This is a genomic window from Pedobacter sp. NJ-S-72 (genome assembly GCF_053890575.1).
Window position 1 is genome coordinate 2,365,695 of record NZ_CM132681.1, and the last position, 14,707, is coordinate 2,380,401.

General features: G+C 38.6%; 16 protein-coding genes and 3 pseudogenes. 8 read left to right on the plus strand and 11 right to left on the minus strand.

From position 1 onward, the window contains the following. Positions 1-137 precede the first annotated feature (137 nt). Genes ACWYN3_RS15825 through pdeM form a run of 3 tightly spaced genes read left to right on the plus strand, consistent with a single transcriptional unit; the run spans position 138 to position 3,292 of the window. Positions 138-1,778, plus strand: coding sequence for a DEAD/DEAH box helicase (locus ACWYN3_RS15825; RefSeq protein ID WP_456221996.1), 1,641 nt, complete (start codon positions 138-140; stop codon positions 1,776-1,778). A gap of 4 nt (positions 1,779-1,782) precedes the next feature. Beyond that, complete coding sequence (locus tag ACWYN3_RS15830; protein ID WP_456221997.1) at positions 1,783-2,673, plus strand: hypothetical protein; 891 nt, start codon at positions 1,783-1,785, stop codon at positions 2,671-2,673. Then, the gene (gene pdeM / locus ACWYN3_RS15835) at positions 2,657-3,292 is read left to right on the plus strand and encodes a ligase-associated DNA damage response endonuclease PdeM (protein WP_456221998.1); all 636 of its coding nucleotides are present in this window, start codon (positions 2,657-2,659) and stop codon (positions 3,290-3,292) included. The genes ACWYN3_RS15830 and pdeM overlap by 17 nt, the downstream gene beginning before the upstream one ends. 20 nt (positions 3,293-3,312) lie before the next feature. Here pdeM and ACWYN3_RS15840 read toward each other — a convergent pair whose 3' ends face one another. The 3 genes from ACWYN3_RS15840 to ACWYN3_RS15850 form a co-directional block, all read right to left on the minus strand. Then, complete coding sequence (locus ACWYN3_RS15840) at positions 3,313-3,786, minus strand: NUDIX domain-containing protein (protein WP_456221999.1); 474 nt, start codon at positions 3,784-3,786, stop codon at positions 3,313-3,315. A gap of 109 nt (positions 3,787-3,895) precedes the next feature. After that, entirely contained in the window at positions 3,896-4,249 is a 354-nt protein-coding gene (locus ACWYN3_RS15845; RefSeq protein WP_456223037.1) for a cation transporter dimerization domain-containing protein, read from the minus strand. Beyond that, complete coding sequence (locus ACWYN3_RS15850; RefSeq protein WP_456222000.1) at positions 4,231-4,821, minus strand: cation diffusion facilitator family transporter; 591 nt, start codon at positions 4,819-4,821, stop codon at positions 4,231-4,233. Before ACWYN3_RS15850 ends, ACWYN3_RS15845 begins: the two co-directional genes overlap by 19 nt. A gap of 246 nt (positions 4,822-5,067) precedes the next feature. On the opposite strand from ACWYN3_RS15850, the pseudogene ACWYN3_RS15855 reads away from it, so the two are divergent. Further along, positions 5,068-6,260 (plus strand): annotated as a pseudogene (locus ACWYN3_RS15855) (pyridoxal phosphate-dependent aminotransferase). A 98-nt stretch (positions 6,261-6,358) separates the two neighbouring features. Here ACWYN3_RS15855 and ACWYN3_RS15860 read toward each other — a convergent pair. The 3 genes from ACWYN3_RS15860 to ACWYN3_RS15870 are packed head-to-tail and all read right to left on the minus strand — an operon-like array spanning position 6,359 to position 7,468. Further along, the gene (locus ACWYN3_RS15860) at positions 6,359-6,766 is read right to left on the minus strand and encodes a S26 family signal peptidase (protein WP_456222001.1); all 408 of its coding nucleotides are present in this window, start codon (positions 6,764-6,766) and stop codon (positions 6,359-6,361) included. Then, entirely contained in the window at positions 6,750-7,250 is a 501-nt protein-coding gene (locus ACWYN3_RS15865; RefSeq protein ID WP_456222002.1) for a S26 family signal peptidase, read from the minus strand. The genes ACWYN3_RS15860 and ACWYN3_RS15865 overlap by 17 nt, the downstream gene beginning before the upstream one ends. Then, the gene (locus ACWYN3_RS15870; protein WP_456222003.1) at positions 7,217-7,468 is read right to left on the minus strand and encodes a S26 family signal peptidase; all 252 of its coding nucleotides are present in this window, start codon (positions 7,466-7,468) and stop codon (positions 7,217-7,219) included. Before ACWYN3_RS15870 ends, ACWYN3_RS15865 begins: the two co-directional genes overlap by 34 nt. A 196-nt stretch (positions 7,469-7,664) precedes the next feature. Between ACWYN3_RS15870 and ACWYN3_RS15875 the strand changes: the two genes are divergently transcribed. Further along, a complete protein-coding gene (locus tag ACWYN3_RS15875) occupies positions 7,665-8,795 on the plus strand; it encodes an MFS transporter (RefSeq protein ID WP_456222004.1) in 1,131 nt (376 codons plus the stop codon). 651 nt (positions 8,796-9,446) lie between these two features. On the opposite strand, the gene ACWYN3_RS15880 is transcribed toward ACWYN3_RS15875, so the two are convergent. After that, complete coding sequence (locus ACWYN3_RS15880) at positions 9,447-10,691, minus strand: ABC transporter permease (protein WP_456222005.1); 1,245 nt, start codon at positions 10,689-10,691, stop codon at positions 9,447-9,449. Positions 10,692-10,885: 194 nt separating this feature from the next. Here ACWYN3_RS15880 and queA point away from each other — a divergent pair. The 3 genes and pseudogenes from queA (at position 10,886) to ACWYN3_RS15895 (ending at position 12,727) form a co-directional block, all read left to right on the plus strand. Beyond that, positions 10,886-11,932, plus strand: a pseudogene (gene queA, locus ACWYN3_RS15885) (tRNA preQ1(34) S-adenosylmethionine ribosyltransferase-isomerase QueA). A gap of 118 nt (positions 11,933-12,050) precedes the next feature. Continuing rightward, complete coding sequence (locus ACWYN3_RS15890) at positions 12,051-12,323, plus strand: 2-C-methyl-D-erythritol 4-phosphate cytidylyltransferase (RefSeq protein ID WP_456222006.1); 273 nt, start codon at positions 12,051-12,053, stop codon at positions 12,321-12,323. After that, positions 12,242-12,727: an IspD/TarI family cytidylyltransferase gene (locus ACWYN3_RS15895; RefSeq protein ID WP_456222007.1), complete on the plus strand. Its 486-nt coding sequence runs from the start codon at positions 12,242-12,244 to the stop codon at positions 12,725-12,727. The genes ACWYN3_RS15890 and ACWYN3_RS15895 overlap by 82 nt, the downstream gene beginning before the upstream one ends. A 44-nt stretch (positions 12,728-12,771) precedes the next feature. Here the strand turns inward: ACWYN3_RS15895 and ACWYN3_RS15900 are convergent, their stop codons facing one another. From ACWYN3_RS15900 to ACWYN3_RS15915, 4 genes and pseudogenes are all read right to left on the minus strand, one after another. Continuing rightward, positions 12,772-12,930, minus strand: coding sequence for a lmo0937 family membrane protein (locus ACWYN3_RS15900; RefSeq protein ID WP_111632538.1), 159 nt, complete (start codon positions 12,928-12,930; stop codon positions 12,772-12,774). Between the two features lie 157 nt (positions 12,931-13,087). Then, positions 13,088-13,308: pseudogene (locus ACWYN3_RS15905) on the minus strand (DUF2795 domain-containing protein). Between the two features lie 83 nt (positions 13,309-13,391). Continuing rightward, on the minus strand, positions 13,392-13,940 hold the full coding sequence (locus tag ACWYN3_RS15910) for a cob(I)yrinic acid a,c-diamide adenosyltransferase (RefSeq protein WP_456222008.1): 549 nt from the start codon (positions 13,938-13,940) through the stop codon (positions 13,392-13,394). Continuing rightward, entirely contained in the window at positions 13,940-14,704 is a 765-nt protein-coding gene (locus ACWYN3_RS15915) for an ABC transporter ATP-binding protein (RefSeq protein WP_456222009.1), read from the minus strand. The genes ACWYN3_RS15910 and ACWYN3_RS15915 overlap by 1 nt, the downstream gene beginning before the upstream one ends. Positions 14,705-14,707: the final 3 nt, after the last annotated feature.

The window sequence follows — 14,707 nt, forward strand, 5'->3', positions numbered from 1 at the left end:
GGCTTTGCGCTTTCCCCGTATCGCCCGCTGGCGAAAAGACAAAGTTGCTGCAGAAATCAATACACTGGACGATCTGAGACAATTATTGGCTTCAACATTATGATATTGATTTAAACCCTTCATACAGGAAAAATCTGATGATGCTAGAAAAAAGTACAGGCTATAAACATGTAATCAAATGGTTAAAAGGTAAAAAGAAAAAGCCTTTTAAATTTCAAACTGATGCCTGGCAATATTATGCTGAAGGATACAGCGGACTGGTCAATGCCCCCACTGGTTTCGGAAAGACATTTTCCCTTTTCCTGGCTGTAGTGATTGATGAACTGAATAATCGTAAACCTGCTAAGGCCGGTTCAAAGAAAAACAAGAAAGACTACGGTTTAAAATTAATATGGATTACCCCCTTGCGTTCTTTAGCCAAAGATTTAGCCAGGGCGATGCGTGAAGTTTGTACAGAATTGGAAATTGACTGGCAAATAGGCGTACGCAATGGCGATACACCACAAAGCGAGAAACTGAAACAGAAAAAACAAATGCCTGAGGTTTTGATCATCACCCCCGAAAGCATGCACCTTTTACTCGCACAGAAAAACACTTCAGCTTATTTTGACGATTTACAGTGTATTGTAGCTGATGAATGGCATGAATTACTGGGTAGTAAACGCGGGGTAATGGCAGAACTGGCCATTTCAAGGATCAGAAGCCTGGTGAAAGAGAAACATCCGGAAAGGCTTTTGAGATGGGGGGGTATATCAGCAACTATAGGAAATATGGATGAGGCACTTGATGTCCTTGTTCCTTATGAAGAAGTATTAAAGATCACGGTGGTTGCTGATGTAGAGAAAAAGATAGAGATTAAATCTATCCTGCCCGATCATATCGATATGCTGCCATGGGCCGGTCACCTTGGACACAAGCTTGCCCATAAATTATTACCAATTATTAAAAAAAAAAAAAGCAAAACCACGCTGATCTTCTGCAATACACGTGGCCAGGCTGAGCTTTGGTATCAGAATCTACTGAAACTCGACGAAAACCTGGCCGGGCAAATCGCCATTCATCATGGATCAATAGATTATGAATTGCGTAACTGGATTGAAGATGCTATTCATACTGGAATATTAAAAGCAGTGATCAGTACTTCTTCGCTGGATCTTGGTGTTGATTTTAAGCCTGTTGATACTGTTGTTCAAATTGGCTCACCCAAAGGTGTAGCCCGGTTTTTGCAGCGGGCCGGCCGTAGTGGCCACTCCCCTTTCGAGACTTCAAAGATCTTTTTTTTACCCACCCATGCTTTGGAACTTGTAGAAGCCGCAGCAATTAAAGAAGCTGCAAGAACTCAGAATATTGAGAGCCGGGAACCGGTGGTTATGGCATTTGATACACTAATCCAATATATGGTTACCCTTGCCGTTGGAGATGGCTTTGACGATCAGAAATTATATACTGAGGTGAAAAACACTTTTGCTTTCAGAGAGCTGGAACCATCAGAGTGGAGCTGGATGATCGCTTTCATTACCACTGGCGGAGATAGTTTAACAGCTTATAACGAATTCAGCAAAGTAGAAAAAGAAGATGGGCTATGGAAAGTTAAAAGCAGACAGGTTGCTATGCGTCACCGTTTACATATAGGAACAATTGTTAGTGATGCGATGTTAAAAGTCAAATATCTGACAGGTGGTTATATTGGTATGCTTGAAGAATCCTTCATTTCAAAAATGAAACCCGGAAACAGCTTTACCTTAGCCGGGCAGAGTCTTAGAGTTTATAATGGTTAAAGAAATGACTGTACTGGTTCGCAAGAGTAAACTCAAAAGTGCCATTACCCCCAGCTGGCTGGGCGGAAGAATATCTTTGAGCGCTAACCTTGGAGCTATTTTAAGGAAAAAGTATAATCAGACACTTGATAAAACCCATGAAGACGAAGAACTCGATATCATTCTTCCCTTATTTGAGCGGCAGGCTAAGGTTTCGCATGTTCCTAAAGATGATGAGTTCCTGATAGAATTGATAAAAACCAGGGATGGTTATCATTTTTTCACTTACCCGTTTGAAGGCCGTCAGGTACATGAGATTATGGCCGCCCTGATCGCTTATCGTCTGGGTAAGATTAAGCCCATAAGTTTTTCTATTGCTATGAATGATTACGGCTTTGAACTACTCAGCGAACAGCCAATCCCGCTGGATGAGGAAAACATTAAGCTGTTATTCAGTCCGGTGAATTTAGGTGAAGATATTGTGGCCAGTATCAATGCAACAACTGAAATGGCAAGACGTAAATTCAGGGATATTGCTTGTATTTCAGGTCTTGTGTTTCAAGGTTATCCGGGTAAGTATGTAGCTAATAAACACCTTCAGTCATCATCATCCTTATTTTTTAACGTTTTTAGTGATTATGATAAACATAACTTATTATTGCGTCAGGCTTATGATGAAGCATTTTATCAGCAGATTGAAGAACCAAGACTGGCCGCAGCTTTGCACAGGATACAAGCCAGTAAAGTAATTATTGTTAAAGCTGAGAGTTATACTCCTTTGTGTTTTCCTATCAAAGTAGATAGTTTAAGAGAAAACATGAGTACTGAGGAATTAGGAGTAAGAATAGCAAAAATGACTGCCGAAGCAGATAAAAAACAGACACAACGCAGAAAAAAGAATGATCATCAATTGTAAAGGAGAAGATTTAGTACTGAGCAAACACAGGGCGATTTATTGGGCAGCTAAAAAGATGCTGATCATTAGCGACCTGCATTTGGGTAAGGGTGCACATTTCAGGAAAGCTGGTATCCAGATCCCTGTTCATGTAAACACGACAGATCTGAATAAGCTAACTATACTTATCCTGGAATTTACGCCTGATATTTTATTGATAAACGGTGATATGTTTCATCATCAAATGAATAGTGAAGCAGAACTTTTCCGACAATGGAGGTTGCAATATCCCAACTTGAAAATCATGCTGATTAAAGGGAATCATGATCTGTTAAAAGCGCATGATTACTCAGAGTTAGCCATCGAAACACATCACACAGAGTTTTTATGTGGACCATTCAGGTTTATACATGATCAGCCCAGCTTTACAGATAATTACTATAATATTACCGGGCACATTCATCCTGGCGTAACCATTTATGGAAAAGCACGTCAGCTGATCAGGTTACCATGTTTTTATTTCGGAAAAACATGCGCGATTCTGCCTGCTTTTAGTGTTTTTACAGGATTAAGTAAAATCAAGACAGAAAAGGGTGATCTGTTTTATGTGATTACACCTGAAAAAGTAATTCTGGTGTAATCAAAAAAGAATAAATCAGGTTAATCTTCGAAACTAATATCTTCCTGCTCCGCAGACTGCGCAATCAGTGAAAGTAACATATTTACAACCGTTTGATCAGTTTTAAAAGTCACATCACTTTCTGCAAGATCATGGAGGTGAATCCAGCGGAATGATTGTAAAGTTTCCGGATCAAAATCAAACACCTCAGTTTTGAAGTTCAGTTTTAATGCATCAACTTCTCTAACCAGGTAATAAATACTGATGATCTGGCTATCATTAAAAGAAGATTTTTCGAAGAAGTCAGTCGTATAGAAGTGGCTTAATACTTCTATCTCAGCATTACATTCTTCCATGAATTCACGTTTAAGTGCATCAATAAGGCCTTCCCCATATTCTAATCCACCACCGGGGAACTTGCTGAAGCTTCGTCCTCCTGATTGTTCGTCACTAACCAATATCTGATTATCTGCATTGATTAATAAACCGTAAACTCTTACATTGAAATAACTCATGGATCTGAAATGTTTTTATGCTATTAACTATGAGCCAATTTTAAAATAAGCTCAATAAGGGGGCAAATATAAACAAACATATCGCTCCTGCTATGATAAAAGCATGGTTTTATTGACTGAAATGCTTTTTATTTTTAGTAGCATTTTCTATATTCCAGCCAATTTCTCCGGCAAATGCATCTTGCCTTACAGGACAATCCTTTAGTTTGCAATAATTACAGCATTCCGGCAAACAAGGATCTGCATGTATAAATAGCTCAGTACTTCTTTCAGCATTACCATTAATTAAATGATCAATTGATGAAATTTCGGTATGTACCTTATTCAGATCATAATAATAAGGAAGCGTAAGATGGCAATCAATATGAAGATCTGAACCATATTGTTGCGCCCTGAGGTTATGTACGTCTATCCAGGAATCGTGTCTGTTATTTTGTAAGATCTTTACAATTGTTTCAACCAGTTCAACATTACTCTCTCATCCATTAAACCACCTACAGATTTTCGGGTCAGTTTATACCCGCTATATACAATATATAATCCAAGAAGTATAGAAATCACACTATCAAGCCAATAAATCTCAGTGACTTTGATTAACAGAATACCAACAACCAGTCCGGCACTTGTAACTGCGTCAGTCAAAAGATGTTTACCATCGGCCTCTAAAGTAAGTGAGTTATATTTTTTACCTGTATTGATCAGATAATAACCAACCAGCATATTAATCACACCGGTAATACCTATAATGATAGCACCATCCAGTAACTGATGGATTTCTCTCGAAACAACAAGATCATAACTCGACTTGACAATGATAATTAGTCCTGCAATTGCAATCAGCACCCCCTCCACAAAAGCAGAGAAAAACTCCACTTTACCATGCCCGTAAGGATGATTTTCGTCCTTAGGCAAAGTAGCGAGATAAATGCTGTAAAAAGCAAAGCTGGTGGCCAGTACGTTCACAATACTTTCGGCAGCATCAGTTAAAATTGCATTGGAATGTGTGATGAAGTATGCACCGAATTTGGCTAGCATCAGGATAACGCTAATGCATAGTGAAATGAGTATTGCTTTCTTTTTGGGTTGCAAATGAAATGATTTAGCCCTCAAAAATACAGTTTCTTTGCCATATTACGAAGTTGTATAGTATTTATACAATGAATTTACAAATACATATATAACTAAATTCAAAAAGGTTTTAGATAATTTCTGAGTTAAAATTTCATTTTTATAGCCGCAAATTGCTTCAGGTTTTTATATTTGCTTTCTTATAAGCGAATCATGACATTTTTATCGAAAAGAATCAATAACCTATCAGAATCACAGACCATTAAAATGGCAAAGCTGGGGAGAGAACTCACCGCTAAAGGAATTGATGTAATTAATTTAAGCTTCGGAGAGCCTGACTTTTTTACACCAGAACATGTTAAGGAGGCCGCAAAAAAGGCAATTGATGAGAATTATTCTTTTATACTCCTGTATCCGGTTACCCTGAACTGCGGAAGGCGATTGTTGAAAAGCTGAAGAATGAAAATGGATTAACTTATACTTTTGATCAGATTGTAGTATCAACTGGCGCAAAACAATCACTGGCAAATGCGGTAATGTGTTTGGTTAACCCGGGAGAAGAAGTTATCGTACCAACCCCATACTGGGTTTCGTACTCAGAAATGATTAAACTGGCCGAAGGCGAAACAGTATTCATTAATGCTACAGTGGAAAATGATTTCAAAATCACTGCTGATCAGCTTGAAGCTGCAATTACCCCAAACACTAAACTTTTCATGTTCTCGTCCCCTTGTAACCCAACAGGATCAGTTTACAGCCATGAAGAATTAGCCAGCCTTGCTGCTGTTTTCGAAAAACATCCAAACATCTATATCATCTCTGATGAAATTTACGAACATATTAACTTCGTAGACAAACATGCTTCGATTGCTTCTTTCGATGCGATCAAAGACCGCGTAATCATTATCAATGGTTTCTCAAAAGCTTATGCGATGACAGGCTGGAGAGTTGGTTATATGGCTTCAAACACTGAAATTGCAAATGCCTGCGATAAACTTCAAGGCCAGATTACTTCAGGTACATCATCTATTTCACAACGTGCAGCCCTTGGTGCTTACCAAAGCAGTCTTGATAGCGTAATTGCCATGAAAGATGAGTTCAGAAAACGCAGAGATTTAGTTTATGGCTTACTTAAAGAAGTTCCCGGTATTAAGGTGAACCTTCCGGACGGAGCTTTCTATTTCTTCCCTGAAGTAAAAGAATACTTCGGAAAAAGCGTAAATGGGAAAGTAATCAGCAATGCTGAAGAACTATGCCTTTACTTATTAAACGAAGCGCATGTTTCCACTGTAACAGGTGAAGCTTTTGGTAACGAAAACTGTATCCGTATCTCTTATGCAGCAGCGGAAGAACAATTAGTAAAAGCAGTTTCAAGAATCAAAGAGGCGTTGTCTAAATTGAGCTAACGTCAAATAAATAAAGGTTTCCAAACCATATACAAAAAAGAGCCGTCGTATAAGTAATTATGTGACGGCCTTTTTTTGTTCAGAAATTGATATTCTTGTTAATTAATCGGCTTTAGAATCCTGTTCCATCTCACCTTATTCAGCAAAGTTTTTGTCGAATCAATGCTCATCCATGTGATTAATGCTTTACCAAGCACATGGTCTTCAGGCACATAACCCCAGAAACGGGAATCCAGCGAATTATGACGGTTATCACCCATCATCCAGTAATAGTTCATTTTAAAAGTATAGCTATCTGCTTTTTTACCATTGATCAGTATAGTATTTCCTTTTAATTGCACCTTATTATTCTCATACAATTCAATTGCCCTGCGATATAAGATTATATTTTCTTCATTTAGTGGTATTGACATCCCTTTTTTTGGCAAAGTAAGCGGCCCGAAGTTGTCCTCATTCCATTTGAACCTATCATTGTGAGGAAAAACAGACTCACATAGCTCCCCCAACAGGCTCAATTACAGGCGTTACACTTTTAATATAAGAGAACCCCTTAAAAGTTGCCAACTGATCTTTCGGGATAATCATTTCATAAACATTGCTATCGATTTGCCGGCGAACTTCAATATTCATATCACGAAAAATATCGGGGTTAATCATATCTCCGGAAGTCATCACCATATACGATGTCTGAGATTTCTCTGCATTTGGGGCAGCCTTCCCATTAATATAGACCTGTGAATTTACGATTGCAAGTACATCTCCTGGAGTAGCCTGACAGCGTTTAATAAGGTTTGTCCTTACATCTACAGGTTTATCATAAGAAGGATCAGCTTCTTCTGGTTTATTAAACACCACAATATCACCCTTTTTTATGGTTGTTAAGCCCGGTAAACGGAAGTACGGCAGCTGTATACCATCCCAGTAAGTTTTGATATGGTATTTTGTAATCGTAGATTCTAAAAAAGGATTTTGAACAGGCGTAAAGGGCATTCTTGCCCATAGCTGATCTTGCTCACGAACAAATAGTCGCCAGTAAGCAGCGATCCTTCCATGGAGCCTGAAGGAATAGCATAAGCTGAGAATAACAATCCCCGTATAATAGTAGATGCAACAACAGCGAATAACACGGCATCAAACCACTCCCGTTTCCTGCTTTTTTTTGGCCTGGTGGTTTCAGTTTTCTTTTTAGAGAAAAAATTCCATTTCATAGCTTTAGTTTTTAGTTACCTTTTGACAAACAAACCGAACACTTGTTACATTCTGCTGTTCAATTTCATTTCAAAGTAATTATCTGATTTATGCCTTTATTAAATACCCGGGGCTACCAAATCTCATTAACTTTGCGCCGTCATCTTAAGGCTGGTTTAAAACCCATCTGATCACCTTAAGCACATATTAAAGGTTATGCAAACAAATACAATCGCGGATGTTACTCCATCAAGCATCCGTTTAACAATAACAAAATTCGTCACATTCACTTTTTCAGGATACTTCACCATAGGTTTATCACTGGCAGTATTACCAGTTTTTATCCATCAGCAATTGGGTTACAGCCCAATGATTGCTGGTATAGTGATCAGTTTACAATATGTAACGACATTTCTATTCCGTGGCTACGCCGGGAACATTGTCGATAAAAGAGGGCCAAAACCAGCAGTCTTAATTGGCATGACCGGATTTGCCTTAAGCGGCATCTTACTCTTTGCAGCCTATCATCTCAGACATACCCCTGCATTAAGCCTTGGAGTTCTGGTGCTCACCCGTTTTATGACAGGTTTCGGAGAAGGTCTGATCGGAGCCAGTCCTGTTAACTGGGCGATATTTGCCGTTGGCGATCAGCACACCGGAAAAGCAATCTCCTTTAACGGCATTGCCAGTTATGGAGCACTAGCGGTTGGAGCCCCTTTGGGAGTCATCCTGAATAACGAATTTGGAATAGGCAGTATTGGCATCCTGATTATTGTAGTCGGAGCAGCCGGCTTCTTTTATGCCAGAAGTCAGAAAGCCTTAAGAGGAAACCATAAAGAGCCCAGACAACCATTCCTTCAAGTATTGAAGACAGTCTCACCTTACGGTATCTGCCTTGCCCTTGGCGGTCTTGGGTTTGGAACAATTTCTACCTTTATCACCCTTTACTACGCCTCTTTAAACTGGGGCGGAGCTGTTTTATGTCTATCTGTCTTTAGTCTTCTCTTTATAGTTGGCCGTCTTATTTTTGGCCGTGCCATAGAAACATACGGTGGTATGAAAACATCCATAGCCTGCCTGGCCATGGAATCTACAGGTCTTTTCATCCTTGCATTAGCCACCAGCCCTCACCTTGCACTTATAGGCGCAGGTATAGCCGGGCTTGGTTTCTCCCTGATTTTCCCAGCCCTTGGCGTAGAAGCCGTTAAACGCGTACCCGCATCAAACAAAGGCGCTGCCCTCGGTGGTTACGGATTATTCATAGATCTTTCCCTTGGGCTTACCGGGCCATTGGTAGGCGGAGTTGGCCAGTTTTTGGGATGCTATATATCTTCCCCTTTAGTATGACAGTAGTATTTATAGGTTTTGTATTAGCAATTCTGATCTATTACAAACAGAAAAAAGAAGTGATTTAAACACAAGACAATTCTTCTGGAAGATATACCTGAAAATTTCTTTTAGCCAGTCTATCTAAAAGTTTCTTCCTCGTTAGCTTAATCAAAAGTTTCTTCTGAAAATTATATTCTTTCAAGCCGGTCTATCTAAAAGTTTCTTCTAAAAATTATATTCTTTCAAGCCAGTCTATCTAAAAGTTTCTTCTAAAAATTATATTCTTTCAAGCCAGTCTATCTAAAAGTTTCTTCTGAAAATTATATTCTTTCAAGCCGGTCTATCTAAAAGTTTCTTCTAAAAATTATATTCTTCAAGCCAGTCTATCTAAAAGATTCTTCTAAAAATTATATTCTTTCAAGCCAGTCTATCTAAAAGTTTCTTCTAAAAACCTTTCCCTAGCCACCCTGCCGACCCATTTATGCAGTTTCTCCTGTTTAGCAGGAGCTTTATCGGGTTTCTCGCAGTGTGTTGCATCTTCAAGGTTTTCCGCTAATGGATATCCGGGATTTTTAGAGGTAAAAAAAAACTGTTAATGAATTCTGGCATCAGGGCCCTCAAAGAGGGAACGTAGCCAGAATTCATTAACAGTTTTTTTTACCCCGTCGATTAAGACCTTATAGCCTCCACCGGATCAAGCCTTGAAGCCGCATAAGCTGGCCAGAAGCCAGATATCATTCCTATAACCACGGAGATACCAATCCCCATGATGATGTTTTTCATATACAAAACAACCTCCACCTTCACCGCATACGTAAACACAAGTGTCAAACTATACACCAGTAACAGCCCTAACAATCCCCCCATTACACAAAGCGCTACCGCTTCAAACATAAACTGTAATAAAATAAAGTAATTCTTTGCGCCCAGTGATTTTTGAATTCCGATAATATTAGTCCTTTCCTTTACAGAAACGAACATGATATTAGCGATACCGAATCCTCCCACTAAAATAGAGAACCCACCAATCACCCAGCCTGCAATCCTCACCATTTTAAACATCATATCCAGCTGATTAGAGATCATTGTCGTCTTATTCAGCGCAAAATCCTCCTCAGTTCCCGGTTTAGTCCTGTGTATAGCACGCATAGCCCCTTCAAGCTCACTTTCCACCTCTTCCAATGGAACATCAGCCTTTCCTCTTACCGTAATCTGAGGGCCATAATTACCATTCTGAACATCAAATAACCCTCTCGCTAAGTTCAAAGGAATCAGTACATTTTTATCTTGCGACATCCCGATCATATCTTCCCCTTCTTTCTTAAACACTCCTACAATCGTCACCCTTCGTCCCATCACTTTAATTTGTTTACCGACAGCAGATTCACCGTTAAATAACCCATTGGCTACATCAGCACCAATAATGGTTACCGGAGCACCATTCTTACCTTCACTTTCAGTAAAATACCTGCCCTCCTGAAAATCCAGTGTCCAGGTTTTATCATAATCCTGCGTTCCCGCATTTAAGGTTACTCCATTTACAGAGCTGCTTCTATATTTTATAGTTCTGTTGCTTGCAGAAGCTTCAAAAGAAATTCCGTCAACATTTTCCATGCGCTCCTTTAAAGCTTCATAATCTCTGATACTCGGATCAGGTCTGTTAATATATTTCCACCACGGATAATCACCCCCAAACCCCCAGGGCCATTTCTGGACAAAAAGCGTATTAGAACCCAGTTTGTCAACGCTTTCCTGTAATTTATTTCTTAGCGTATCTACACCAGAAAAAACAGCAATGATTGTGAATATACCGATCGTGATCCCCAATAAAGAGAGCATTGTCCGGAGTTTATTCTGACGGAGTGCATCGGCAGCAAACCTGAAACTTTCACCTATAAGTCTGAATATCATCATAATTACACTTTAGATTAAAAAAGGGTGAAAAGGTTACATTAAAATCAGTTTATTATCAAATAATCTTTACAAGATCGTTTATTCTTTGGACACAATGGGATGAAAAATTAACATAAATTTATCAGAATAAATATTTATACATTAATAAGCATTAAATTTCGTAAATTTGCGGCCTTAATTATTTTATAAAAAACATGAAGTTATCTCAATTTAAGTTTAATCTACCTGAATCATTAGTTGCAAATAATCCTTCGGAACACAGGGACGAAGCCCGTTTAATGGTTTTGCATAAAGACACAGGTGAAATTGAACATAAAATCTTTAAAGATGTTTTGGAGTATTTTGATGATCAGGATGTAATGATATTGAATAACACCAAGGTTTTTCCTGCACGTTTATACGGTAATAAAGAGAAAACAGGTGCTACAATTGAAGTGTTTTTATTGCGCGAACTGAATAAAGAATTACGTTTATGGGATGTTTTAGTAGACCCGGCACGTAAAATCCGTGTAGGAAACAAACTTTATTTTGGTGATGACGATTTACTGGTAGCGGAAGTTGTTGAATACAACATCACGTGGCCGTACTATCCGTTTCTTATTCGACGGTACTGACGAAGAATTCAGAAAAAATATTGAGATCCTTGGAGAAACCCCACTTCCAAAATATATAAAACGTAAAGCTACTGCACAGGATAAAGAACGTTACCAGACTATTTTCGCTAAACACGAAGGTGCTGTTGCCGCTCCTACTGCAGGTATGCACTTTAGCCGTGAGTTAATGAAACGTCTTGAATTGAAAGGAATTAATTTTGCAGAAGTAACCCTTCATGTAGGATTAGGTACTTTCAGATCTGTTGAAGTTGAAGATTTAACTAAACACAAAATGGATTCAGAGCAATTCATTATTGAAGAGTCACAAGCTAATATCGTTAACAAAGCATTAAATGAAAAAAGACGTATCTGTGCTGTAGGTACTACTTCTATGCGTGCCATTGAGTCTGCTGTGTCTTCAGGAAAAATGCTTAAACCAGCAAATGACTGGACAAGCAAGTTTATTTTCCTCCATATGATTTCAGCATTGCAAATTCAATGATCACCAATTTCCATACACCAGAATCTACATTATTGATGATGGTTAGTGCATTTGGAGGTTACGACTACGTTAGACATGCTTATGAAGTTGCATTAAAAGAGAAATATCGTTTCTACAGTTACGGTGATGCTATGCTGATCATCTAATTGTTAAAAACACCCCATAAAAAAATAGGAGGATCTTTTGATTCTCCTATTTTTTTTGTCCTAAAACTATTTAAAATGTCTAGATTTAAGACATAGCAAGACCCTATAAAAAAAACAGATGAAATATTACGCTATCATTGTTGCAGGCGGAAAAGGTAACAGGATGAATTTAGCTGTCGCCAAACAATTTTTAGAACTGGATGGCAAACCTATTTTAATGTACACACTGGAAGCTTTTAGCCAATGTGTCCTAAATCCAGAAATCATTTTAGTCCTGAATATTCATCAGCACCTGTTTTGGGAAGAATTATGTACCAAAATGATTTCAAAATCCCTCATCAGGTTATTAAAGGCGGACAGGAACGTTTTGATTCAGTACGAAATGGTTTAAAAACAATTAAAGGTAAAGCAATTGTTGCGATACATGACGCTGTACGTCCCCTTGTTACTGCAGAACTCATCCTGCAATCCTTTCAGATGGCCGAAGAAAAGGGAAATGCAATCACTGCAATACAGCCTGTAGACTCCGTTAGAATGAAGCGGGAAGGCCAGAATTCTGAAGCCTTAAACAGAGAGGAGCTTTACCTGATCCAAACCCCTCAGACCTTCCAGATAGAACAATTAAAAAAGGCTTACCTACAACCATATAGAAATGAATTCACAGACGATGCTTCCGTTGTAGAAAGAGCGGGATTTGGCATTAATCTAATCCCGGGAGAACGAAGTAATATCAAAATAACTTATCCTCAGGATCTGGAAATGGCATCCTTCCTGCTCAAAAAGAAAGGCTCCTGATTTCTCAGAAGCCTCTACGCAAGTTTCACTATGTTGATCTGTTATTAAGCAGCTCTGTTAATTATTTTCAGAATAATTGCAATTACTGCAATTACTAATAATACGTGGATCAAACCTCCTACATCGCCGAAACCGTGAAAGAAAAAGCCAATCACCCAAAGTATGATTAACACTACTGCAACTAAATAAAGTAAATTTCCCATAATAGTATTTTTTATTGGTTCGTTAATTAAATGATTTAAAAGTTTAGACAACTCCTGACATTTCACAAACAATCATCGTTCCAAAAAAACGAAAGCCCCGTCACCGGAGCTTTCAATTATGCGTATTCAAGAATGCTTTTTAAAATTTAAACCGCTTCTAATATTCGTCTTCATTAAAGAAGAAATCATCTTTAGTCGGATAATCCGGCCAAATTTCTTCAATAGTTTCATACGGTTCACCGTCATCTTCTAATGCTTGCAGGTTTTCAATGACCTCTACAGGTGCACCTGATCTGATACCGTAATCAATAAGTTCGTTTTTGTTGCAGGCCATGGAGCGTCTTCCAAATGCGATGCTAATTCTAATGTCCAATACATATTCTATACTATTTTATTGTTCTTATTTATTTTGCAAAAGTATATTAAAAATACTGATGAAAACAAATTTTTTTTCCACCATTTTATAGCCTTGGTAACCAGATACTTTCATCTGTTTTATCATCAAAACCAAGCTTCCTTGCCAGAACAAACAGATAATCACTTAATCTGTTCAAGTATATCGTGACTTTATCATCCACAAAGCTATCCGTTGCCAGATGCACGGTTAGTCTTTCAGCTCTCCTGCAAATACATCGTGCAATATGACAATAAGAGACAACAGTATTCCCTCCGGGCAGTACAAAATGTTTCAGTTCCGGCAAAATTTCATTCATCTTGTCCATCTCCTCTTCCAGCAAAGTAATATCTGTCAGATTCAAATCAGGAATTTTCATTTTTGACTTTTCCGGATCCGCAGCAAGAGAAGCGCCTATCGTGAATAAACGGTCTTGTATCTCCTTTAGTACCTGCTCTGCATGATTATCAATTTCCTGACACTGGATCAGGCCGATGTAAGAATTCAATTCATCTACAGTACCATAACATTCAATACGCAGATGAAATTTCGGGACTCTTGTCCCCCCTATTAATGAGGTTTGTCCCTTGTCACCAGTTTTGGTATATATCTTCATTAATTATGTCCCATTTTCTCAAAATCTTCACCACTCTCTATTAATTTAGAAAGACGCGGAGAAACAGTTTTAATATCCGTGTTCAAATAATCATTTTCGATCAGTCCATCACGCATTCTTACGATCCGGTGCGCATGCAAAGCAATATCTTCCTCGTGCGTCACTAAAATAATTGTATTTCCTTTACTATGGATTTCTTCCAGCAAACCCATGATCTCAATGGACGTTTTAGTATCCAGGTTACCTGTAGGCTCATCAGCAAGAATAATAGAAGGATCATTGATCAATGCTCTTGCAACAGCCACACGCTGCCGCTGACCGCCCGAAAGCTCATTAGGCTTGTGTGTAACCCGGTTTCCTAAACCAACGTTTTCCAGGGCCACCATTGCGCGTCTGTCCCGTTCTTTTTTAGTCACTCCGGCATAGATCAGGGGTAAAGCAACATTATCCAGTGATGTAGATCTTGGCAGCAGGTTAAAGGTCTGGAATACAAATCCGATTTCCTGGTTTCTGACTTCTGCAAGCGCATCATCTGTCATATGGCTTACATCAATATCGTTAAGGATATAATCTCCTTTACTAGGAGTATCCAGACAACCTAAAATATTCATCAAAGTTGATTTCCCTGAACCTGAAGGTCCCATTAGGGCAACAAATTCACCTTTATTAATATTTAGTGAAACTGATTTAAGGGCGTGGATAACCTCAGTTCCTATCACATATTTACGACCTATTTCTTTGATAACAATTAATGGTTTTTCCATTTG

Bases quoted from the DNA above. Each gene is read 5' to 3' on its own strand.
- ACWYN3_RS15880 (WP_456222005.1), bottom strand. From the start codon at position 10,691: ATGATGATATTCAGACTTATAGGTGAAAGTTTCAGGTTTGCTGCCGAT.
- ACWYN3_RS15895 (WP_456222007.1), top strand. From the start codon at position 12,242: ATGTACCAAAATGATTTCAAAATCCCTCATCAGGTTATTAAAGGCGGA.
- ACWYN3_RS15840 (WP_456221999.1), bottom strand. From the start codon at position 3,786: ATGAGTTATTTCAATGTAAGAGTTTACGGTTTATTAATCAATGCAGAT.
- ACWYN3_RS15830 (WP_456221997.1), top strand. From the start codon at position 1,783: ATGACTGTACTGGTTCGCAAGAGTAAACTCAAAAGTGCCATTACCCCC.
- ACWYN3_RS15870 (WP_456222003.1), bottom strand. From the start codon at position 7,468: ATGAAATGGAATTTTTTCTCTAAAAAGAAAACTGAAACCACCAGGCCA.
- ACWYN3_RS15890 (WP_456222006.1), top strand. From the start codon at position 12,051: ATGAAATATTACGCTATCATTGTTGCAGGCGGAAAAGGTAACAGGATG.
- ACWYN3_RS15915 (WP_456222009.1), bottom strand. From the start codon at position 14,704: ATGGAAAAACCATTAATTGTTATCAAAGAAATAGGTCGTAAATATGTG.
- ACWYN3_RS15825 (WP_456221996.1), top strand. From the start codon at position 138: ATGATGCTAGAAAAAAGTACAGGCTATAAACATGTAATCAAATGGTTA.
- ACWYN3_RS15910 (WP_456222008.1), bottom strand. From the start codon at position 13,940: ATGAAGATATATACCAAAACTGGTGACAAGGGACAAACCTCATTAATA.
- ACWYN3_RS15850 (WP_456222000.1), bottom strand. From the start codon at position 4,821: ATGCTAGCCAAATTCGGTGCATACTTCATCACACATTCCAATGCAATT.
- ACWYN3_RS15875 (WP_456222004.1), top strand. From the start codon at position 7,665: ATGCAAACAAATACAATCGCGGATGTTACTCCATCAAGCATCCGTTTA.
- pdeM (WP_456221998.1), top strand. From the start codon at position 2,657: ATGATCATCAATTGTAAAGGAGAAGATTTAGTACTGAGCAAACACAGG.
- ACWYN3_RS15900 (WP_111632538.1), bottom strand. From the start codon at position 12,930: ATGGGAAATTTACTTTATTTAGTTGCAGTAGTGTTAATCATACTTTGG.
- ACWYN3_RS15865 (WP_456222002.1), bottom strand. From the start codon at position 7,250: ATGCCCTTTACGCCTGTTCAAAATCCTTTTTTAGAATCTACGATTACA.